The 20,874-nt window shown below is 59.7% G+C and carries 21 protein-coding genes; 13 read left to right on the top strand and 8 right to left on the bottom strand.

Going from position 1 to position 20,874, the window contains the following annotated elements; genetic code table 11:
* The first annotated feature begins 147 nt into the window (after positions 1-147).
* The 5 genes from FH975_RS00265 (at position 148) to FH975_RS00245 (ending at position 6,157) form a co-directional block, all read left to right on the top strand.
* On the top strand, positions 148-1,953 hold the full coding sequence (locus tag FH975_RS00265) for an ABC transporter substrate-binding protein (RefSeq protein WP_162319563.1): 1,806 nt from the start codon (positions 148-150) through the stop codon (positions 1,951-1,953).
* On the top strand, positions 1,950-2,987 hold the full coding sequence (locus tag FH975_RS00260) for an ABC transporter permease (RefSeq protein ID WP_162319562.1): 1,038 nt from the start codon (positions 1,950-1,952) through the stop codon (positions 2,985-2,987). The genes FH975_RS00265 and FH975_RS00260 overlap by 4 nt, the downstream gene beginning before the upstream one ends.
* 88 nt (positions 2,988-3,075) lie before the next feature.
* Positions 3,076-3,870: an ABC transporter permease gene (locus FH975_RS00255; RefSeq protein WP_162319561.1), complete on the top strand. Its 795-nt coding sequence runs from the start codon at positions 3,076-3,078 to the stop codon at positions 3,868-3,870.
* Positions 3,871-3,896: 26 nt separating this feature from the next.
* Positions 3,897-5,024: an ABC transporter ATP-binding protein gene (locus FH975_RS00250; RefSeq protein WP_328821707.1), complete on the top strand. Its 1,128-nt coding sequence runs from the start codon at positions 3,897-3,899 to the stop codon at positions 5,022-5,024.
* The gene (locus FH975_RS00245) at positions 5,021-6,157 is read left to right on the top strand and encodes an ABC transporter ATP-binding protein (protein WP_235928250.1); all 1,137 of its coding nucleotides are present in this window, start codon (positions 5,021-5,023) and stop codon (positions 6,155-6,157) included. Before FH975_RS00250 ends, FH975_RS00245 begins: the two co-directional genes overlap by 4 nt.
* Before the next feature lie 80 nt (positions 6,158-6,237).
* Here the strand turns inward: FH975_RS00245 and mftB are convergent, their stop codons facing one another.
* Together mftB and mftA are read right to left on the bottom strand one after the other, a co-directional pair.
* Positions 6,238-6,507 carry a mycofactocin biosynthesis chaperone MftB gene (gene mftB / locus FH975_RS00240; protein ID WP_162319559.1) on the bottom strand — a complete coding sequence of 90 codons (270 nt, stop codon included), beginning with the start codon at positions 6,505-6,507 and terminating at the stop codon, positions 6,238-6,240.
* A 13-nt stretch (positions 6,508-6,520) separates the two neighbouring features.
* A complete protein-coding gene (mftA, locus tag FH975_RS00235; RefSeq protein WP_162319558.1) occupies positions 6,521-6,634 on the bottom strand; it encodes a mycofactocin precursor MftA in 114 nt (37 codons plus the stop codon).
* Between the two features lie 178 nt (positions 6,635-6,812).
* Here mftA and mftR point away from each other — a divergent pair, with 178 nt between their 5' ends.
* Together mftR and FH975_RS00225 are read left to right on the top strand one after the other, a co-directional pair.
* A complete protein-coding gene (mftR, locus tag FH975_RS00230; RefSeq protein WP_162319557.1) occupies positions 6,813-7,430 on the top strand; it encodes a mycofactocin system transcriptional regulator in 618 nt (205 codons plus the stop codon).
* Positions 7,431-7,434: 4 nt separating this feature from the next.
* Positions 7,435-9,081: a GMC family oxidoreductase N-terminal domain-containing protein gene (locus FH975_RS00225; protein ID WP_162319556.1), complete on the top strand. Its 1,647-nt coding sequence runs from the start codon at positions 7,435-7,437 to the stop codon at positions 9,079-9,081.
* On the opposite strand, the gene trxB is transcribed toward FH975_RS00225, so the two are convergent.
* The 5 genes from trxB to mftC all read right to left on the bottom strand — a co-directional run bounded on the left by trxB (position 9,082) and on the right by mftC (position 15,152).
* Entirely contained in the window at positions 9,082-10,071 is a 990-nt protein-coding gene (gene trxB, locus FH975_RS00220; RefSeq protein ID WP_162319555.1) for a thioredoxin-disulfide reductase, read from the bottom strand.
* Positions 10,072-10,266: 195 nt separating this feature from the next.
* Positions 10,267-11,754, bottom strand: coding sequence for a mycofactocin biosynthesis glycosyltransferase MftF (gene mftF, locus FH975_RS00215; protein WP_162319554.1), 1,488 nt, complete (start codon positions 11,752-11,754; stop codon positions 10,267-10,269).
* A 38-nt stretch (positions 11,755-11,792) separates the two neighbouring features.
* On the bottom strand, positions 11,793-12,521 hold the full coding sequence (gene mftE, locus FH975_RS00210) for a mycofactocin biosynthesis peptidyl-dipeptidase MftE (RefSeq protein WP_162319553.1): 729 nt from the start codon (positions 12,519-12,521) through the stop codon (positions 11,793-11,795).
* A gap of 32 nt (positions 12,522-12,553) precedes the next feature.
* Complete coding sequence (gene mftD, locus FH975_RS00205) at positions 12,554-13,801, bottom strand: pre-mycofactocin synthase MftD (RefSeq protein WP_162319552.1); 1,248 nt, start codon at positions 13,799-13,801, stop codon at positions 12,554-12,556.
* A 34-nt stretch (positions 13,802-13,835) separates the two neighbouring features.
* Positions 13,836-15,152 (bottom strand): mycofactocin radical SAM maturase, encoded by a 1,317-nt coding sequence (gene mftC / locus FH975_RS00200; RefSeq protein ID WP_162319551.1) that lies wholly within the window; start codon positions 15,150-15,152, stop codon positions 13,836-13,838.
* Positions 15,153-15,380: 228 nt separating this feature from the next.
* Here mftC and FH975_RS00195 point away from each other — a divergent pair, with 228 nt between their 5' ends.
* The 6 genes from FH975_RS00195 (at position 15,381) to FH975_RS00175 (ending at position 20,172) form a co-directional block, all read left to right on the top strand.
* Entirely contained in the window at positions 15,381-16,262 is an 882-nt protein-coding gene (locus tag FH975_RS00195; protein ID WP_162319550.1) for an SDR family NAD(P)-dependent oxidoreductase, read from the top strand.
* A gap of 96 nt (positions 16,263-16,358) precedes the next feature.
* The gene (locus tag FH975_RS00190; protein ID WP_268896637.1) at positions 16,359-16,829 is read left to right on the top strand and encodes an SDR family NAD(P)-dependent oxidoreductase; all 471 of its coding nucleotides are present in this window, start codon (positions 16,359-16,361) and stop codon (positions 16,827-16,829) included.
* Positions 16,830-16,864: 35 nt separating this feature from the next.
* Entirely contained in the window at positions 16,865-17,047 is a 183-nt protein-coding gene (locus tag FH975_RS16745) for a hypothetical protein (protein ID WP_328821762.1), read from the top strand.
* Positions 17,048-17,945: 898 nt separating this feature from the next.
* Entirely contained in the window at positions 17,946-18,374 is a 429-nt protein-coding gene (locus FH975_RS00185; protein ID WP_162319549.1) for a hypothetical protein, read from the top strand.
* Complete coding sequence (locus FH975_RS00180) at positions 18,375-18,800, top strand: hypothetical protein (protein ID WP_162319548.1); 426 nt, start codon at positions 18,375-18,377, stop codon at positions 18,798-18,800. It begins immediately after the preceding gene.
* Between the two features lie 592 nt (positions 18,801-19,392).
* Complete coding sequence (locus FH975_RS00175) at positions 19,393-20,172, top strand: hypothetical protein (protein WP_162319547.1); 780 nt, start codon at positions 19,393-19,395, stop codon at positions 20,170-20,172.
* Between the two features lie 253 nt (positions 20,173-20,425).
* Here the strand turns inward: FH975_RS00175 and FH975_RS00170 are convergent, their stop codons facing one another.
* A complete protein-coding gene (locus tag FH975_RS00170; protein ID WP_162319546.1) occupies positions 20,426-20,824 on the bottom strand; it encodes a hypothetical protein in 399 nt (132 codons plus the stop codon).
* Between the last annotated feature and the right edge of the window lie 50 nt (positions 20,825-20,874).

The following is a 20,874-nucleotide window of genomic DNA, read 5'->3' as shown; positions in this document are numbered from 1 at the left end:
CCTACTGGCTTACCGTATTGAACTTCCTCCCGACGGAAGGCCTGTGATTCGGCTCACACAAATCCGTCAGGCTTTGAATACCGGGGCACACACCCCGGTGGATGCTCGGGAAGTACTCCAGCACCATAGTTCTAAGGGGAACTTGTCATGAGGGACACAGACTCGTCAGCACGTAAACCCACCTACCTGCGGCTCCTCACCGTCGCCGCTGTGGGCGCCCTAGCTCTCACGGCGTGCGGCGACGACGGAGGCGGCGTCGCAGGTGGAAATGGGAATGACAATGGGAACGATAACGGAGAAGAGTCCGGTGAACCACAACAAGGTGGGCAACTCACCGCGATTCTGGACTCCGCTTTCGCCGGAGACTGGTCAACAGGTCTAGACCCCGCCACCAGCAACAGCGTGGGGGCCAACCTGGGTCAAAACGCGGCAATTTTCGGCGGACTCTTTCTCCTCGAACCCGAAGAAGACGGGGAGGGAGCTGAGCTTGTTCCCAATCAAGCGGAGAGCGCGGAATGGTCAGAAGACGGGCTCACACTCGCCGTCACTCTCCGCGAGGGAATCGAGTTCACAGACGGAACACCGATGGACGCTGATGCAGTCGTGTGGAACTGGATTCGGGCGATCAGCTCCGGCAGTACTGCCACAGTGAACGTGAACTTCGACTTGGAGCGGGAAGCTCCCGAACTGGACGACGAATGGCTCGATAGCCTCTTCGACGCTCTTCCAGACGATGTGGACGAAGATGTCATCATGTCGCGACTAGGCGCCATCCAGGCTGTGGATGACCGAACAGTCGAGATTCATCTTTCGAGCCCCAACGCCGCGCTGCTCAATGGTTTCCCCGGAACAAACCTCAACTATATTGGCTCACCCACAGCCTACGAAGAGCTGGGGGGCGAGGAGTTCAGCAGGTTGCCCGTAGGTGCAGGACCCTTCATCATCACCAGCAACCAGCAGAACGAGCGATTGGAGCTGGAACGCAACGACAACTATTACCAGGATGACTTGCCCTACCTTGACGCCCTGAACTTCCAGTCCGTTGGTGGTGACCAGGTCGCCTACCAAACGATTCAGGCTGGCCAGGGAGACGTCGTTGAAGGCTTGAGCGATGTGAACCTCATCGAGGAGGCCGATCGGAACCCAGATCTGAACGTCCACCTTGGTGCCCCGACCTCGCCTTATGTGGTCCAGCTCAACGCACGTACCGAGCCCTTCGACGACAAACGCGCTCGCGAAGCCATCTACTACGCCACCGACTTTGACGCCATTAACGAGGGCCTCTTCGATGGCCAGGGTGACATGAGCCAGTCCTTCACAGCATCCGGTGGTCTATTCCACCACGCAGAAGTGCCCGGCTACCGTGAATACGATCTTGAGCGAGCCACCGAACTGGTGGAGGAAATCGGCGGTCTGGAAGTCGAGCTGAGCACCACCGATCTCTCCACGGCGCGGCAGGTCACCACAGCACTGCAGACACAGTGGCAGGAAGCCGGTATCGATGTCACCATCAACTCCGCTGGTTTGGGTGACATCATCACCAAATTCGTCAGCGGAGAGTGGGAGTCGATCCTCCAGACTGCCGGCGCATGGGATCCAGCCGCCGGCATCGGGGTGAACGTGCGCTTCGGTTCCACCGTTCCCTACAGCGGCGCGCCCTTGCCTGAGGGCGCTTCCTCTGCCGAGGAGGCACAGGCAGAAGGCTTGGAGACCGAGCTTGATCAACTGCTCGATGCGGCAGCTTCCACAATTGACGAAGATGAACGCCAAGAACTCTATGAGGAGATCTCGCAGTACATCTCCGACGAGGCCTACGCGCCCTTCGGCCCCGCCTTCAGCCCCGCTCAAGTGGTTCGTGACGGTATTTATGGTCCCGGGCTGACCGAACCCATCCCCGCTCTCGCGGTGAACCAGCAGGTCCTCTACGATCGCGTCTGGATAGACCAAGAATGACCAGCACTGCCGACGCTCAGGTCACCAGCCCCCGGTCCAAGAAACACGGTAGCTTCTTGGGCCGGACGGCCGGCTCCCCTCTGCTGAGACTCATCATCCGCAGGGTGCTCTTGGCCGTACCGCTTCTCCTTGCAGTCAGTCTTCTTGTCTTCATCCTTCTCGAAGCCATGCCAGGAGATCCTGCTCGGAACCAGGCGGGCATGGACGCCACTGAAGATCAAGTCGAGGCAGTACGCCGGAGCATGGGACTCGACCGCCCAGCTCCTGAACGTTACATCACGTGGCTGTTCGGATTTCTCCGAGGAGACCTGGGCGTCTCCTCGGTAAGTGGCCGACCGGTAGCCGAGCTACTAGCAGAGCGACTCCCCGTCACACTGGAACTCGTCGGACTGGCGTTCGTCCTGTCAGTGGTGCTGGCACTGCCGGTCGCACTTCTCGCGGCCCGCAAGCCTGGAGGAATTGTCGACCGCCTCATCATGGTGTTCTCCATGACCCTGCTCGCCATACCCAATTTCGTGATGGCTCTGCTCCTTGTCCTCGTGTTCGCCGTGACGCTGCAGATGCTGCCGGCCATCGGCTATGTCCCCGTTCAAGTCAGCCTCGTCGACAACCTACGATCCGTCACCCTGCCGGTATTGGCGCTGGCTATCCCGATGGCGTGTTTCTACGCTCGCTTCCTGCGAGGGGATCTGGGTGAGCAACTCCTCGGGGCGGGCTACATTGATACAGCGCGGGCCAAGGGCGCAGGCATCTGGCGGATTCTGTGGCTCCATGCGTTCCGGAATTCCAGCTTCGGGCTACTGACGTTAGTAGGCCTGAACATCGGTGCGCTCGTCGGAGGAACCGTCATTATTGAGCAAATCTTCGCGATGCCCGGTATGGGAATGCTCATGCTGCAAGGTGTGATCAGCCTGGATCTTGCGATCGTTCAAAGCTGCGTTTTTATCTTCGCGGCGGTCGCAATTTTCGCCAATCTCTTCGTCGACATCATGTATGCCGTTCTCGACCCTAGGATTCGATATGGCAGTCACTAGTGCACCACTAAGACCGGAACTCGGAGGCGCTAGCCCTGCTCCGACGCTACCAAGGACTGGCGTTCGCTGGTCGAAATTCAGACGGCGCATGATCACGTGGCTTTCGGGGGGAACCGTGGTGCTGCTCATCCTCCTGTGTTTTCTGGGGCCGTACGTTTTGCCACTGCACCCCCCGGTGGGGGGCAGCGTTCTGAACAGTGCACTGCCTCCGGGGTCACCCGGGCATCCTTTGGGCACCGATGTCAACGGTAACGATGTATTGTCGCGGCTCATTCACGGCGGCCAAGCCTCCCTCACCGTTGGCATAGCGGTCAACCTCATCGGTTTAGTGGTCGGGGGATCTGTCGGCGCGGTCTCGGGCTATCTCGGAGGAAAATCCGATACGGCGATCATGAGAGTTCTAGACGTTCTCATTGCTTTCCCCTCACTGGTACTGGTCATTGTCCTGGCCCAAGTGTTGGGTCCGAGCCTGCCGAATACCATCATTGCGCTGACCGCTTTCAGCATTCCTGCCGTAGCACGCATCGCTCGTTCCTCAACTATGAAAGTCATGAGCATGCCCTATCTCCAGGCGGCCCAGTTGGCGGGCAGCCCATGGTGGCGCATCCTCTTCCGGCACATCGTCCCGAATATAGTGCCGCAACTGACGAACTTTCTCATGCTTGGCATGGCGATAGTGATCGTGACAGAGGGGGCCCTGTCCTTCCTCGGCCTGGGAATCCCAGCACCCAATCCTAGCTGGGGAAACATGGTGTATGAGGCCCAACAGTCGATGTCCGCCACTCCACAGCTTGTGCTTTGGCCTGCCCTGGCACTCTTAGTGACCGTACTTTCGTTCAATCTCTTGGGTGAAAGTATTCGAGATGAAGTGAACACTCGATGAGCGCACTCCAGGCAGAGAGGAGCCACGTGGGCCAGAATCAGTCAAGGCTAGAAAACGCACCCATCCTGACCGTTGAGAATCTCCGAGTAGTGTTCTCGAAACACGGACGCGAAGTCCAAGCAGTCAATGGCCTGAACTACCAATTGTCCTCCGGCCGCACGTTGGCCATCATCGGGGAATCTGGGTCCGGAAAATCAGTCGGGGTGAGGTCCCTGATGGGACTCTTGCCGCCGAGCGCGAAGGTCACCGGGTCGGTCCGGCTCAACGGGCGTGAGCTCGTTGGCCTCAGCGAGAAGGCACTGATGAGCGTCCGAGGCAAAGAAATCGCAATGATCTTCCAAGATCCGGCGGCGTCCCTGAACCCTACGATGAATGTGGGAAGTCAGATTATGGAGGCAATACGCCTCCATAATCCTATGAAAAAAAGGGAAGCCGAGGTGAAGGCCATTGAGCTTCTCAAGCTCGTACGGCTGCCATCGCCAGAAACGCGAATCAGGCAGTATCCTCACCAGCTCTCAGGAGGAATGCGGCAACGCATAGTCATCGCTATAGCGTTAGCCTCGGACCCTAAGGTACTCATAGCCGACGAAGCCACCACCGCACTGGATGTCACCACTCAGGCGCAGATCATGGAGTTGCTCGTGGACATCCAAGAGCGACTCGGAACTGCGGTGATCATGATCAGCCACGACATCGGCCTGGCGGCGAACTATGCGCACGATGTCATGGTGATGTACGCAGGCAAGGTCGTTGAGCACGCCAACACCAAGTCACTTTTCAGTAACGTCCAGATGCCCTACACCAAAGCCCTTCTGGGAGCCGTCCCGCAGCTTACGACAATCCCGCACTCCAGGCTCACCGTCATCGGAGGACACCCCCCGGACCTTAGTAACCTGCCAACTGGGTGCCCATTTGCTCCACGATGTCCACGTGCCACAAATGTTTGCACAGCGGAGGAACCGCCCTTGGAGCGGCAGAACGACCAGCACAGCTACGCCTGTTGGCATCCTGTCGGTGGACAGCCACTAGAGGCCGCAGGGACCGCAGATGTTCTGAAGGTAGATGCGCAGGACGGTGCGTGCTCAGAGAGCTCAACATCGACACAAGAACGCGCTGTATTCGCCTCATCACTAGACGAAAGAGCGAAACGATGACCGGCAAAGCAGCTAACCCGGACGCGGTGAACTCTGGCTCCGCCGAGGATGCAAAAGAACCCGACACACACGGTGAGATGGCCCGGGAACGGGAACCGCTGCTCGTTGTTAAAGACTTAGTCCAGGAATACTCCACGAGAGGGCCGGGAGGCGTGAAGACCGGAACAGTGCATGCTCTCTCCGGCGTCTCATTCGAGCTGTATCCGGGTGAAACACTGGGCATTGTGGGTGAGACTGGTTCCGGAAAATCAACATTGGCGCGCGCAGTGATACAGGTCGAGGAGCCAGTTTCGGGGACCGTTGAGTTTCGCGGCAAACAGATGAACGGTATGTCTCGAAAAGACCTGCGAGCCGTCCGTGCTGAAATGCAGATGGTGTATCAGGACCCCTTTGGCTCTCTGAACCCACGCTGGAAAGTCTCTGACGTCATCTCCGAGCCGATGTTGGGACACACAGATATGTCCAAGCAGCAGCGCCAGGAACGGGTAGAGAAACTCCTAGAGATCGTAGGCCTCGACCCCAGCATCTATTGCAATCGTCGACCAATAGAACTCTCCGGCGGACAAGCCCAGCGCGTAGCCATTGCTCGGGCCGTCGCACTCGAGCCAGCATTGATCATTTGTGATGAGGCAATCTCATCCTTAGACGTGCTCATCCAAGCCCAAGTGCTGAACCTATTTGAGGAGCTGCGTCAGGAAATTGGCTTAGCGTACCTCTTCATTGCCCACGACCTTGCCACCGTCAAGCAGATCAGCGATTCAGTGGCAGTGATGCACTTAGGCCAGCTAGCAGAGATCGGACCCGCCGAGGCGATCTACGATGCGCCGCGGCACCCCTACACACGCGCCCTCCTGGATTCGATTCCGATACTGGACGTCGAGACCGGAGAAGCCAAACGGCCCGTCCCGCTGAAAGGCGATCCGCCTTCTCCGCTGGATCCTCCATCCGGTTGCCGTTTTCGCACGCGTTGCCCACTTGCTGAGGACATCTGTGCCGAGGTTGAACCGATCCCGACCGAGGTCGGCGACGGCAGCAGCAGACCCCATAAGGTCGCGTGCCACTTCCCGCTGGAACCTGGCCAGATGCTGCCCAATCGGCCGGCCCGTCCGGCGGCAGCTGCCGCTACAGTTTAGTTAGTCGCGTGCTGGCAAAGGAGGGGCGGGAGAAGCTGGTCTTCTAGCTTCTCCCGCCCCTCCTTTGAGCGGTCACTTCTTCAGGCGTCTTGAGCGACCACCATGTGCGAGTCCACCAGAGAGTTCACCGCTTTGATGTAGATATCCTGAGACGTTTCCGCGACACCGGCGGCGGCGACTGCTGCGCGGGCGCTGGGGTGGTCTTGCAAAGACTCCACAATCTGTACGAGTGTCCGGTCCTTGAGAAAGGACAACTTGCGGGTTCCAAAGTGATAGAGCAAAGCGCCGAAAGGCTCAGGTCGCACTGAGACTTGCGAGCTCAGCTGCCACGGTGATTCCGGGTCAAACATCAGAACGCGCGACTCAGTAGACGCCGCACATGCCGTCGATCGAGACTTCCTCAATCAACGCGTCCGACTCCACAGCGCTCTCTGTCTGCTCAGTTTCGGCTTTCTCCGGTTCGATGTGGTCGTTCATTGGGCGGTCCTTTCGGTTGAGCTGCCGGAAAGTTCGAGACAGCGGTGTGAGAACGTGATATGCATCATATTATTGGCACAGAGTGCCGATGGAAAGAGATGTTGAGAAAAACCCCGCCCAACTACTGTCAGGCGGAAGAGTGATCTGCAAATCGCGCGAGTCGTGTTGAGGTGAAGGTGTGAAGCAAGCTGTTGCAGCGGTACCGAATAGGCGCGCTTCAAGGCAGGCGGGGAGGGCGCGATTAACCAGTGCAGAGAGCCTAGGGCGCACCGGTTTGGACCTGTTTATCAAGTATGGCTTCGACAATGTCACCGTCGAGGATATATCCGAGGCCGCCGGTATTGGTCGTCGCACCTTTTTCAGATACTTCTCATCCAAGAACGACCTACCATGGGGAGATTTCGACGGTCTCCTGCTCCGAATGCGTTCCCGGCTGGCTGAAGTACCTGCTGAGACTCCACTCTTCGATGCATTACGGGAATCGGTGGTCGACTTTAATCGGTTTCCGGAGGATGAGATCCCTTTCCTGCGTCAACGGATGATGGTCCTGCTGACCACCCCAACTCTTGTGGCCCACTCCGCCCTCCGCTACCAGGACTGGAGAAAGGTAGTGGCAGAGTTCGTGGCAGAACGTCTTGGTGTGGCGTGGCACTCCCATATAGCCATCACCCTGGGTCAGGTGTGTCTGGGCATCAGCCTCTCAGCCTATGAGGAGTGGTTGGTGGATGAAACACTCTTGCTGGGGGAACTGATCGACGGCGGCTTCCACAACGTACGCGCAGTATTCGCCGGCTGATTGAATGGCCAAGCGCTACGACGTCGTGATTGTAGGGGGTGGAGCCTCCGGCTGTGCACTTGCGGCTCGGCTTAGCGAGAACCCAGAGATTGCAGTGCTCCTCATTGAAGCTGGATCAGTACCCGGTGCAGGTGATGCCCCCGCCAAAAACCCGCACCCGCCGGGCTCCTTGCGGTCCGTAGGCTCCGGCCATGAGCTGAATTGGGATTACCCGACTTCATTGTTGAAGGGAAGGGATTGGCGGGTGGCCCGCGGCAGGGCGCTGGGGGGATCGATGGCCATCAACGGGGGTTACTTCGTCAGGGCTCACCCCGGAGACTTTGCCGACTGGGCGGCCGCATCCGGGGACGATCCACACGATTCGCGGTGGTCCTACTCCAACGCTCTACCGATTCTCCGAGCACTCGAGACTGATCTGGACTATCCAGATTCGAACCTGCATGGCGAGACCGGTCCCATGCAGATTGCCCGTGCGTGGACCCAGTCACCGCGCGACGGCGCATCAGGACCACTGGATGAGGCCTTCCTAGCAGCGGCGCTCAGCGGCGGTGCAGTATGGGAGCAGGACAAGAACGCCGGTGGCACCCCTGGTATCGGCCCCGTGCCGATGAACTCGATCCAAGGTGTTCGACTGCATCCCGGGGTGCAGTACGTGGCACCTGCCCGAATGCGACCCAACTTGGAGGTCAGGGGGAACTCTCACGCGCTTAGACTGCGCTTTCAGGGACAGCGGGTTGTCGGGGTCGACGTCCGTACTGTTACCGGTGGAAGTAGTGCCGCTGGCGTGGAGACTATCGCTTGCGGAGAAGTGGTGCTCGCCGCAGGTGCCATCGCTACGCCCCAGTTACTCTTGCTGTCAGGAATCGGACCAGCTGAGCAACTGCGCCGTCACGGACTGCAGGTTCGTGCCGAACTACCCGGTGTGGGCCAAGGGGTAAGCGAACATCCGGATATCAATCTCCCGCTGCTGGTGCGCCCGGGGGTTGAGCAGACCGACGCCACGACGGCCTTCACCCTTTCCTGGAACTTCTCAGCCAGCCCGCGGTCAGCGAGCCTGCCGGAGCGACAGCCTCGGCATAGGGCTGACCTCTACCCCGCCGAACGGGGAGATATTGAACTACTTCTGACGTCGCTGCCCCACAGCCACCTTTTTGGGATCGAGACAGAGGTGGCAAGGCACACCTATTCGCTGATGATCGGACTTCAGCGAGCCGAATCCCGAGGCCGGATCTCGCTAAGGTCGAATAACCCTTTCACCCCACCGGACATCGACTACCGCTTCCTGACGGCCGAAGAAGATCTGGCGAGGCTTCGCATCGGAATGCGGACCGCCGTGAACGTACTAGACGCTGAGCCTGTGCGAGGGCTTCTGGCAGATTCAGCCCGGCAAGATCTGGGGGCGCTGGTGGAGGACGCCGAGACATGGAGCACGTGGCTCCGTGCAAACATCGGACTTCGCTTCCATACATGCGGTAGCGCGCGAATGGGCCCGGAGTCCCGTGCAGACACCGTGACAAACTCTGTGGGCATGGTGCACGGAGTGGAGGGCCTTCGCGTGGCGGATCTTTCTCTGCTGCCTTCAACCCCCTCCCGGGGGCCAGCCAACACTGCAGTATTCATCGGCGAGATGATCGCGCGCGCAATGTCGTAGTTACCCGGCGGTCTGCAGGGCCGCGTCGTCAGAGACGCCGGACTCCGCAGTATCAGCCAACCAGTGCTCCACGTCGATCGCGGCCGTGCACCCTGAGCCCGCCGCCGTAATGGCCTGACGATACGTGGGGTCCAGGACGTCACCAGCGGCGAAGACGCCGGGGAGTGAAGTCCTGGAGCTTCGGCTGTCGACCCAGGCCGTGCCATCTTCAGTGAGCCTCAGCTGGTCCTTGAACAGGGATGTGCGTGGGTCATGACCGATGGCGACGAACACTCCTGTGACGTCGAGGGTGGAGGGTTCTCCGGTCACCGTGTCACGAAGAATGAGGCGACTGACCTTGTCGTCACCTTGGATCTCAGTCACTTCAGTGTTCCAGAGGAAGCTGATCTTCTCATTGGCCTTCGCGCGATCCTCCATGATTTTGGATGCTCGGAGCTCCTCACGGCGGTGCAGGATCGTGACGTGGGAGGCGAATTTGGTCAGGAAAATGGCCTCCTCCATGGCGGAGTCGCCGCCGCCGACCACGGCGATGTGCTGTTCGCGGAAGAAGAATCCGTCGCAGGTCGCGCACCAGCTCACTCCGTGCCCGGAAAATTCCTTCTCGCCGGGCACGCCGAGCTCGCGGTAGGCAGAACCGGTGGCCAAAATGACTGCCCGTGAGTGCAGCACGTCCCCGTTGCCAGTAGTAATTTCCTTGATGGGACGATCCAGGATCAGTGCCGTAGCGTCCTCGTGGCGGATGTCCGCTCCAAATCGCCGGGCCTGCTGTTCCATTTTCATCATGAGGTCGGGCCCCATGATCCCTTCGGGGAAACCGGGGTAGTTCTCCACGTCCGTCGTGTTCATCAGCTCACCACCTGCGGTCACCGACCCAGCCAACACAACGGGTTTCAAGTTCGCCCGAGCCGCGTAGACGGCAGCGGTGTAGCCAGCAGGGCCGGAGCCGACAATGACGAGGGCATGTACCAAGTCTGGGGTCTGGTCTGTCACAGTAGGTCCTTCACGCTAGAGAGTGCTGTCGGTAACTAGCCCAAGGCTGTGAACTGGGCTTACCTAGGGCTCCTGAGTCGTCGACTGACGCTAGGTCATTAACTTATGGTCACTGACTTTGTGCCCTCGAACAGAGTTCGTTCCATCACATGGAAGTAGGAGGGGAATACGGCCGATGAGGAGAGGTGACGACGGCTAATCCCGGGACCGCTTCGGTCGCGTCGGCAACAACGATCGAATAGATCGTGCCCGCCACGCTCCCACCCACACGCCCAGGCCATAAGCACAATCGTCCAGTCGGCGGGCCAGCGCGAAGCGAAACGGGTCCAACCGCGGTTTAAGACGCATGTACTCCCAACCGGCGTCCGCGACTGCGGCCACCAGAAGTAGACGGCGTGCGCGCTGTGAGATGCAGGCGGCAGCAACGGCCGCAGGCCACCAGTGACGCAGCGTCAGCGCCAAACCCTGACCCAGGGCGGACGTCAGCCCGAAGACTGATAACCGCAGGGCGAGTACCGCGCGTGGGCTCACTCCTGGGGTGGTCTTCCGCAGGCGACGGAAATTGACGACTGTCGCTATCAGGGTGGCGGTGCCGGCTACGGGAAATGACCAGCGTCTCTGGGCCGCGAGCGCTCCCAGGACGACACCCGCCCACGGTGACATCACTGCCGGGGCGACGAGGGCTCCGTGCCGCTGTGCGAGTATTCCCGCCCCGGTGCCGTAGATGTACTTCCGGCTGAGCCAGGTAGTTACACTGGAACGGTGCTCGTGTGCCACGACAGACTGTGGCTCGTAGCGGACGCGCCACCCGTCACTGACCAGACGCCACACGAGGTCGACATCTTCAGCCACCCGCATTTCAGCGACGAACCCTGCCCCCATTGCGCTCGTGCGAGCCAGCAGGCAGGTAGTTGAGAGCCAGGAGTGAGGGGAATGCGGACGTACTAGGGATGCATCTGGCCCGTGGTCTAAGGAGGAGCGGGCGTTTTCGTACCGCAAGACCCAGCTGGGTTCTTTCTGCGCGAGGCCCAGGACGCGAGGAGCTGCGGCAGCCAGCAGTGGATCGGCGAAGTGTCGCAAGAGAAGGGACATACTGCCTGGGCGGAGCACGACGTCAGTATCGATGAACGCGACGAAAGGAGTGACGACCCGCGCCAAACCCCTGTCCCGCGCTGCGGCGGGTCCCTCGTTACGGGGACATGTAATGACCTCAGCACCATAACTCCGGGAAGCGGCTGCGATCTGCGGACTCAGGTCTCCTGAGGCGTCATCGACGACGATGACCGAGGAGTCTGGAAGTTCCGAAGTAACGCTGCGTAAGAGCCGGCGCAGCGCTTCAACTCTGCGGAAACACGGGATGACCACGGTGATCTCCGCGGTGCCAAGTGGTGGTAGTGAGGTGGGGTCAGGATCGGCCATACCCGCGGATACCAGGTATCCGGCAACACGCTGACTTGTCGCCCCGGTGATCAGCAGCCGGTGATGCTGCTTGGTCGGGATCTTTGGGCGCCTACTTGATTGCACCTGCGTGAATAACTCAGCCGCCTGCGGGGTGAGCCGTGCTACTCGGGAAGGCGATCCCCCCATCAGGATCTGACCGCCGCCGAACACATAAGTGTGGGCGTTGAGCCGCACTGTGGTGCCGAGCGGGAGAACCAGGCTTTCCTCCCGGGAGGTGCTCATATGCTCACCGCTTTGTCAGTCCTCTATGATGGCGATTGCTACGTGGCCGGTAAGGCAAGGCAACCGGTCTCTGCCACATTCCATGCCCGGTAGCGACGATACACACTCTCGGCGACCGAATTGAGCAGTTCTTCTCCCTCCGCTGCGCTGGCGCCTGTAGGGTCGCCCAACACGCCGTTTGCAGCCACCGATTTGATTCCTACAGCCATCAACCGAGGGAGAATTTTCTCCAAAGGCTCCGTCACCCCTGGCTCTGCCTTGGCCATGTGGACGAGGTTGGGCTGAATATGCAGCATCAGTGAGGTTTCAACTCTGCCGGCGTGAGCGTCTTCTTCTGGGCCGGGCAGACCATACCCGTTGGCGCAGGGCAACCATCCAATTTCCCGCCCTTCGTAGCGAAGGCGGGGCACCGCATGGGAGAGAGACGCAACGTTTCCACCGTGTCCATTGACGATGACAAGCTTCGCCGCCCACTCCAGCGCAGAACGGCCGTATTCCACCAACAGGGCGCCCAGTGCTTCATGTCCTATGGAGATGGTGCCCTGAAAGCCGGCATGCTCTCCGCTGGCACCGTAGGTCACGGCGGGAGCGATGAGGACGTTCTCAGATTCAGCGTTAAGCCGCTGCCCGAGTCTCTCAGCAACGGCCTGCGCGATGCGGGTGTCGGTGTCGACCGGCAGATGCGGGCCATGCTGCTCGGTGGACCCTAGTGGTAGCAGAACTACCGGTTCGCGGATTTCCGGCCAGGGCCATTGGCTGAGCTGCATGTGGCTCTGGCTCTGGGGCTCTACCGTCGATGTCATTCGCTGGCGCGGGCCGCAGTCGGTTGAGGTTGAGCCGCCTGCCGATCAATCATTGGGCCGGAGGTTCCTCGGGGATCCCCCAGGCGGAGGAAGAATCCTTCCGGCACAACAAGATCGTCAGGAGAGAGCTCATGAATCGAGGCTTTGCCTTGACCGAGCACCGCGGCTTCCAGGCCACCGCGCAGGATGTCCAGCACGTTCTCGACGCCGGCCTGGCCGTTGGCGGCCAGACCCCAGAGGTAAGCTCGTCCGATCATCACAGCTTTAGCTCCTAGCGCTACAGCTTTCGCAACATCGGAACCGCGGCGGACACCACCATCGAGGAGCACTTCGACCTCGTCCCCCACAGCCTCCGCAATGCCGGGTAGCATGCGAATCGTCGCAGGTGTGGTGTCGAGGTTGTTACCACCGTGGTTGGAGACCGAGATTGCTGTAACGCCCGCACCTACGGCGCGCTTGGCGTCATCGATGCGCGTGACCCCCTTGAGCATGAACGGCCCATCCCACTGCTTGCGCAGCCACGCGACATCTTCCCACGTAGGCGGCGGCGTGCCCATCCATTCGCCGTAGGCCCCGAAGAAAGTGGGAGCTTCTCCCCCGGACGCCTGCAGATTGGGTGCGGTGAGATCAGGGACACGACCAGATTTCAGGAAAGTGTAGAGCCACTTGGGGCGGGTCAGAGCCTGCGGTGCGAATTTTGCGGCGGTTCTCACATCCAGTCGCTCAGGAATCCATGGGCTCCCCCAATCACGCCCATTGGAAAACGACCAATCCAACGTGGCAATAATGCCTTTGGCGCCAGCTTTCTTCGCCCGGTCTAGACGTTGCAGCATCTGCTCTCGGGTGCCACTCCAATACACTTGAAAGAGCGTATTTTCGTTCACCGCCGTGACATCTTCGATAGATTTTGAGGCGAAGGAGCTCAATCCGATGGCGGTTCCTCGGTTGGCTGCTGCTCGGGCCACCGCGATCTCACCGTCTGGGTGCACGGCTTGCACGCCCGTGGGCGAAATGAGCACCGGCAGGGACAACGGTATGCCCATGACCTCAGTGTTCAGTTCACGATGAGGCTTGTGTCCGGCCACATGCGGAGCAAGACCGATCTGAGCAAACGCTTCCTGATTCTGCGCTATGGTCACGCCCTTCTCAGAGCCGGCTATCAACGCACCGTAAACCGATGGCGGCAGGAGCTGCTTGGCGCGCTTCTGGGCGAGGGAAACCGTTTCAAACCATGTGCTAGCCATGTGTTCTCTTCCTTAGGTGGCGGTAGGGCTTGAGTTACTTGGCCGTGGCCTGATCAGGCGCGAATCCGGCTAGTGGGCTCTCATCACATGCGGAGACAGGAGGAGCACTCGGTGCAGGTGGTTTAGTCCCGATTGTCACCGACACCTTACGGTTCGTTCTGGGGCGGGCCGCTCCGGCTCGTGGTCGCGGAGGTGAGGTGCGGTGGGAATGGTCACCAGATGGCTTGGGAAGTTCCGAACCGTCGCGCTCGTTGAGGAGTTCCTCCCCGAAGCCCCGCACACATTCCGGGTCGGGCCCGTCCAATGGGAGACCTGTGAAGAACTTCGCGGCCATACAGCCGCCTTTGCAGGTGTCGAAGAAAGAACAGGTGGAGCAGGAGCCTCCGGCCTGCGGTTCTCGCAGACTCTTGAAGAGTGTGGACTCTTTCCAGACCTTCTCGAATCCACCCTCGTCACGAACATTCCCCGCGAGGAACTCGTCGTGGATTGCGAAGGGACAGGCGTACACCTCCCCAATCGGATCAATGAGACACACCACGCGTCCTGCACCGCAGAGATTGAGACCCGGCAGCGACTCACCGTAAGCGGAAAGGTGGAAGAAAGAATCGCCTGTGAGAACCTGGTCCCCGTGGGCCAGCAACCACTCATAGAGCTCCTTTTGCTGCTCCTGCGTGGGATGCAAATCGTCCCACGCATCGACCGCACGACCCGACGGGCGGAGACGTGTCAGTCGCAGTTGAGCCCCGTATCGGTCTGCAATTGCTTTGAACTCGTCCAACTGGGGGATGTTCCAACGGGTACAGACGACAGAAAGCTTAAAGTTCTTCATGCCGGCGTTCTGCAGATTCTCCATGGCCCGAATGGCCATGTCGTACGAGCCCGCAGAGCGAATGTAGTCGTTCACCTCAGCGTCGGCGCCGTCCAAGGAAATCTGTACGTCCACATAGTCATTCGCCGCGAGCATCTCTGCGTTTTCCGGAGTCAGCTTTACCCCGTTGGTAGAGAATTTCACTCCGACATTGTTGCTGGTCGCGTAATCGAGCAGTTCCCAAAAATCGCTGCGCACCGTGGGTTCTCCGCCACCGATGTTCACATAGAACACTTGCATTTTCTGCAGCTCATCGATCACACCTTTGCACTCCTCAGTGCTGAGCTCCCGGGGGTCGCGGCGTCCCGAGCTCGATAAACAATGCGTGCACGTGAGGTTGCAGGCGTAGGTCAGTTCCCACGTCAGGCATATGGGCGCATCCAATCCATACTCGAAGTGGTCCACCAGGCGCATGGGCTTCGGTGTCGCAGGGGCGCCCCCCGAAGCCGAAGGCCGGGTAAGTGCAACGGGCTCTGCGGTCATGGGAGCTGCCTTTCTGTTGCGTGGGCAAAATATTGGTGACGCACTCTGGATGACTCCTGGAATGCGTCGTTCAGAGTGACATACACCACACTAATGGCACTGAGTGCCATCCAGGGGCTGCTCCTTCTGCCTCACGGAAGGCACCACCTTTCTTACCCCGACCGATGGTGGCATCAGAGCATGACCACACAGGCACACATGGAGACTGTTGAAAACAAGGTAGCCGTCGTGACCGGCGGCTCAAGTGGCATCGGCCGGGGCATCGCATTGGCCTTCGCTCAGGCTGGAATGAAGGTTCTCGTGACTGGGCGGCGACAAAGTTTACTGGAAGAGACCCAAGGAATCTTTCATTCAAAAGGTCTTGAAGTTGAGACTCAGAGCGTGGATGTGACTGACCTACAAAGTATGCGGCGCCTTGCGGATGACGTTCAGGAACGGTATGGCAGAGTGGATGTCCTGGTTAATAACGCTGGGATCGGCCTTACCGGTCCCGTGGCAGATGCCACTGAAGATGACTGGAATTGGGTCATAGATGTCAACATTCGCGGCGTGGGCCACGGCATCCAAGCGTTCCTGCCGAAGCTTCAGGCCCACGGAGAAGGCGGTTGGATCATCAACACTTCTTCAATGGGTGGACTCATGCCTATAGTTGCCGGCCTCTACTCGATGACTAAGGCCGCCATCATAGCCCTTTCGGAAGCCATGCACATCGAATTACTTGATCAGAATATTGGCGTTTCTGCTTATCTTCCCGGGCCGGTGCACAGCAATATCGCCTTAGGTACGAGCACTAGACCGCCCGAGTATGGTGAGTCAGGCTACACACCAGCGTCACCTGAATTTGCCGCACGGTCTAAGCAGCAGCCCTACATGTCTGCCGAGGAGGCTGGCCAGCGCGTGCTTCAAGGACTGCTGCGCGGAGACATGTTTATTCTGACCCATCCAGAGTTCAAGGCCGGCGTGATCAAGCGCCATCGGACTATTGAAGACTCATTCCCGCAGGAAATGATCAACGAAGAGCGCGCAGCTGCTATCCCGTTCCTGACCGACTCTCCTGTTTATTGGGAAGAAAACCGCAATTTCTCCCCCACTCCCCCTTCGCACTGGTGACGGCTCGTGACCTCCTAGCCCTCTACGGACGCCGCCGCGTCGGAAGTAGAATCTGCCCCAGAAGTGCTTAGGACCGATCGAGCGGGAAGGCTCAGCATGACTGCGAACACTGACAACTCAGGGCACAAGACGGTGCTAGTAACCGGTGCAAGCAGCGGAATCGGCCGCGAGGTGGCATGTCAGTTAGCCCAGCTGGGGTGGCGCGTCATCGCTGTCGCTCGAAGTGAAGAGCGCCTCAACCAGTTGGCCGCCGAAGCACCAGGAGTCGACCCACGCCCAGCAGACCTCACATCTTTCCCCTACCCAGACCTGGTCCCTGCACGCGTCGACGCTCTGGTCCATGCCGCAGGAGTTGTCCCGACGGGTTCGGTCGAGGACGCAACGCCAGAGCAATGGAGCTCTGCCTTCACCCTCAATGTGACTGCCGGAGCAGATCTGGTGCGGCAATCCCTGTCCAGTCTGCGGCGGCACCGCGGTACTGTCGTTTTCGTCAATTCTGGAGCGAGTGACCCCCTCTGCCACGGAACACACTCTACGGAGCCACTAATCATGCCTTACGCGCATTGACCAACGGACTGAGGCAGGAGGAGCAGGTATACGGAGTGCGGGTAATTTCCGTCTTCCCGGGCCCAACGGGCACACCTCTGTTCACCGGCGACGTTGATCGGCCTCAGCTGATCCAGCCATCCACTGTGGCACGAGCGATCATCAACGCAATTACTGCGCAGGAAGATACTCAGCTCACCGAAATCCAGGTACGTCCTCGCCAGGAGCTCTCATGGTAGCGATTCGCTAGACGATAGTTGGGGGTCTCGGCGGAGCCGAAACACATTTCTCGCATTGAGTCCCATCGTTCTCATTCGCGCACTCGTGAGCTCTCCCTCGTGACTACCAACCCCGAAAACCCTGGACATGAGAAAGGCCCCGAACCGAGGGTTCAGGGCCTTTCTCATGTATTGAGACCTCAACAATGTCGGGCTAGCGGGATTTGAACCCACAGAATTGGAGGGGCCCTCGACCCCTCTACTTCGCCGCCAATAAAGCGAAGTAGGGGTGTCGAGGGCCGGAATATTTCGCTATCGAATACGCTCCAGGTGATCCCGTGTGTACCGGCGTGTCGCGAGGTGGCGTTACCTTAGGTAACACGCTGTGGCGGGGCGCCATAAACCGGAGTGCTGCAAGTTCCCGGCTTGCTGATCATCACAGACACGGGCCCGGATCGGAGACAAGTTCCACAGTCACCCCAAAGTGATGGAGCTTCCCCGGGCCCGGTCGGCAGCTGAACCCTCGCCTAGACCCCGGGTGCGGACTACCCCACCGACGGCGTCATCCGTCGCGTGCAGCTCCGACGCCTCGGCGGCACACAAGACGAGGCCGACGCGCTCGTCGCCGGCCGGCTAGGGGAGACCACCGAGGAGGGCTACAAGTTCCGCGATTCGTCCGACTACCAGCTCATGAAATCGGCCAGTCGATGCTGAGCGCGACGCTGCACGATAGCGCCAGCGCAAGCGCCGCGAGCAACGCGGCGAGTGCCACGGGAAGCGTGACGACAACCGTCACACCGACGCAGTCACGGACCTGTCACAGCGTGACGCCACCGTGACTCACGCCGATGTCACGGAGAAGTTCTGCACCCCCGTACCCGAGCCCGTACCCGGTACTTCTAAAGAAGTACCTAAACACTTGTCCACCGCTGACGCGGACGGCCCGAGCGACGAGCCGTTCGAGCCCATCGCCGAGGAGATCCCAGGCCGCACCGAGCAGCAGGCATTCGAGGAGTTCTCGCAGGATTACCCGCGCAAGGAGGCCAAGAAAGGCGCACCCGAGAAATTCGACAAGGCGCTACGGGTCGCCAGCGCGCAGAACCTGACCGATAACGCGCACCGCTTCGCCGTGGACCCGAACCGCGAGCAGGGCTACACCAAGCTACCGACAACCTGGCTTCACGGCGAGCACTGGAACGATCCGCCACTGCCACCACGCCAGCCCAACGGCGGACGGCAGACAGCGACACAGCGCAAGATGCAGACCGCCCAAGAGCGCCACCAGCGACTCACCGGCCTGCGGGACAACGCGGCGCCCTGGACGCTACGACAGATCGAAGAGGACTAGATGCACGACCAGGAACAGCCGCAAGGGATGACGCCCGTCGAGGTGAACATGCTGCTGGCCTTCGCCTGCGAGCAGGACGGCCTGGTCTCAGAGGGCGAGGGGAACTTTGAGACGTGGTGTCGCAAGCTCCAGCACATCCCCTACGCTGACGCCAAGGCCGCCGTCATGGACTACTACGGAGAGCACCTGGAGCCGCACCGTATCGACCCGATCAAGCCCGCCCGCATCCGCAAGATCTACGGGTCAAAGAAGGGCCTGGAGACGTCCAAGGCACGACTGTTGGAGCCGCCCAAGCAGAAGCCCGGCCCCATGTACCGAGACACGCTCTGCCACTGGCAGCAGCGTGGATGGTTCGAGGACCGCAACACCGAGGACTACCCTGAGCGCCCAAGCGGCACCGACCCCGCCCCAAAGAGGCGAACGTGAATACATAGAGGATCCGACAAGGCAAGGCGGAGGACGAGTGGTTCGGAGAGATGGGGTTCGATCCTTCCGGGAGGACTTGGACGAGTGCGCGCAAGAGTTGTAGAGCGCAGTACCTACGGAGGGGCGAGAGGCGAGAGCGCTTATACGTCGGGCGATCAGAGGCACCATCGAGGGGCGCATGAGTCGCCACCAGTGCCGCCATCGACTGGAGGGCTATTCCGACGTTTGTCGTCGATTGACGCCTTTAGATTTATGGTTAGACATGACATATCCAGCCTCCCAGGAGTGATCAGTGGACGCATCGACTGCATGGGAAGGGTCTTGGTCTAAAGGTCCAGCGGGTGACCCTCTTCTCGTTCCCGGCCAACACCTTGACCAAAGCATCCAATACCGTCTGGAGAGAGCTCTCCGCGAGGCAGCTGAACTGTGGGACGAGCAACGGCGTGGTTTGAGCTCCACTTCGCCTGCCGTGGTCTATAAGCAGCCCGACACGTCGTCAGGGTGGCACCGGTACTACGCGGACGTTCCAGACGAATTGCCCCTCCATGAGTGGTCGATCGAGCGTGCCAGCATTCACAGTCGGCTTGTAGCGATGAGGAACAACATGTTCCGTGAGGTCCTAAAGCGCTCAAGCGGCCTCACGGAGAAGAAAGTCAAGAAGAAGGTTGGGCATCTAGATTGGCCCAATTCAACGACAAAAGACGATTGGGACACCAAGAGGGAGAAGTTGAGTTTTGTTCCCGACGTGATACTCGATCGAATCGCGCTCACTCAGCCGTTCCGGGACAAACTCCCGGACGGCTCCCCTCCGAGTGCGGACTGGATGCGTCAGGGAGGAGTTCAGTCGAGCCGAAAAGAGGCGAACGACGATAAACATGAACGTAACACCAGTCTTGCAGTCACCCTGACGTGTGACGGGGGCGTGCGTGCGAACTATTCGTTCAGAAGAATCGCTCAGTGGCAGCGCGATCTCCTCAACTCACCAGGGGACGGCGAGCCAATCTTCTGTCTCAAGACCGGCGTGGAGTGTGTGGACCCCGTGCACGTCTACGAAGTCGCCGCACACCTTGTGGTCCCCAACCCCTCGGTAGAAACCCAAGACCGGCAGCCCTGGATTCTCTCCAGTAGAAATCTATGGCATCAACTGGTGGAGAACCTCTGGATCTTCCATGTTGTCCTCGCGGGCCGAGAGATTGCGGGCCCAATTACAGGCCCGTTGCACACGAAGTTCGAATCGCTCTGGGGGTATGGAGACATGCGCTACCAACTTTCGTCTGAAGGGGCATGGGTCGCGTTAGAGAGTCCGAATCCGTTCAGGGAACTTCATGAACTGGCTAAGGCGGCTCATAAATGGATTTCATCGATCGGCTAAGAGAGACCACTGCTCGCATCGACTCGAGGCCCTCACCAATTTGGTGGGGGCCTTTTCAATTCCTAAGAGAGGACCCAATGAGCGAGTACGTGTCAATCACCCGAGTCCCCGCGCACCGTGCACGCCACAAAATCGAGATCAGCGTGGAGGGGAGACGGCGTGGACGGTGCCCACGGCATGCAGCCGCAGGTACTAATCGATGCTCTCCTGACTAGGTCTTCGCTCAATGAAGTTCGTTCAGTGTAGAACTCGGCTATTCCTCGGCATGCTCGGCCTCTGGTATGGGCATCGAGACCCGTTCCAAGAACTCGGCGGAGGTGACATAGGGATTGTCGTCGTCGTCAAACAGCTCAATTACCACGGCCTCTCGGTCTTTCTCCAGCACTCTATATGTGGAGCCGACGCTGAGAGTGAGCCCGTTACCATCCTCACCTTCCTCACGCACGATGAATAGCTTCCCCGCAGAAGGATCGGTCCTGCTCGCGAGCCTAAGTCGTATCGACTTAACCGCTTTCTGACCACCCGCATAGGTCGCACCTCCAGCCGCGAAGATGCCCAACGCTGCGGTACCGCCTAGTGCCAACGCATTCTTGGGCCCACCGACAGACTTTATGAACCGTGTCATGGTCTGATATCCACCGAGATTGCTCATTCGATAATCGTAGCGCGGTACGCGGACACGGCTTGGCCGGCCGGCAATTC

Source organism: Nesterenkonia haasae (assembly GCF_010119385.1).
GTDB lineage: Bacteria > Actinomycetota > Actinomycetes > Actinomycetales > Micrococcaceae > Nesterenkonia > Nesterenkonia haasae.
The sequence above is the reverse complement of the archived record's forward strand: the minus strand, read 5'-3'. Positions and strand labels throughout refer to the sequence as shown.

Excerpts from the sequence above, each read along its gene's own strand:
- mftB (WP_162319559.1), bottom strand. The coding sequence starts at position 6,507 with ATGTTTGACCCGGAATCACCGTGGCAGCTGAGCTCGCAAGTCTCAGTG.
- FH975_RS00175 (WP_162319547.1), top strand. The coding sequence starts at position 19,393 with ATGAGGAACAACATGTTCCGTGAGGTCCTAAAGCGCTCAAGCGGCCTC.
- FH975_RS00170 (WP_162319546.1), bottom strand. The coding sequence starts at position 20,824 with ATGAGCAATCTCGGTGGATATCAGACCATGACACGGTTCATAAAGTCT.
- mftD (WP_162319552.1), bottom strand. The coding sequence starts at position 13,801 with ATGGCTAGCACATGGTTTGAAACGGTTTCCCTCGCCCAGAAGCGCGCC.
- mftC (WP_162319551.1), bottom strand. The coding sequence starts at position 15,152 with ATGACCGCAGAGCCCGTTGCACTTACCCGGCCTTCGGCTTCGGGGGGC.
- FH975_RS00265 (WP_162319563.1), top strand. The coding sequence starts at position 148 with ATGAGGGACACAGACTCGTCAGCACGTAAACCCACCTACCTGCGGCTC.
- mftA (WP_162319558.1), bottom strand. The coding sequence starts at position 6,634 with ATGAACGACCACATCGAACCGGAGAAAGCCGAAACTGAGCAGACAGAG.
- FH975_RS00190 (WP_268896637.1), top strand. The coding sequence starts at position 16,359 with ATGACTGCGAACACTGACAACTCAGGGCACAAGACGGTGCTAGTAACC.
- FH975_RS00260 (WP_162319562.1), top strand. The coding sequence starts at position 1,950 with ATGACCAGCACTGCCGACGCTCAGGTCACCAGCCCCCGGTCCAAGAAA.
- FH975_RS00225 (WP_162319556.1), top strand. The coding sequence starts at position 7,435 with ATGGCCAAGCGCTACGACGTCGTGATTGTAGGGGGTGGAGCCTCCGGC.
- mftE (WP_162319553.1), bottom strand. The coding sequence starts at position 12,521 with ATGCAGCTCAGCCAATGGCCCTGGCCGGAAATCCGCGAACCGGTAGTT.
- FH975_RS00255 (WP_162319561.1), top strand. The coding sequence starts at position 3,076 with ATGATCACGTGGCTTTCGGGGGGAACCGTGGTGCTGCTCATCCTCCTG.
- mftF (WP_162319554.1), bottom strand. The coding sequence starts at position 11,754 with ATGAGCACCTCCCGGGAGGAAAGCCTGGTTCTCCCGCTCGGCACCACA.
- FH975_RS00180 (WP_162319548.1), top strand. The coding sequence starts at position 18,375 with ATGCACGACCAGGAACAGCCGCAAGGGATGACGCCCGTCGAGGTGAAC.
- FH975_RS00245 (WP_235928250.1), top strand. The coding sequence starts at position 5,021 with ATGACCGGCAAAGCAGCTAACCCGGACGCGGTGAACTCTGGCTCCGCC.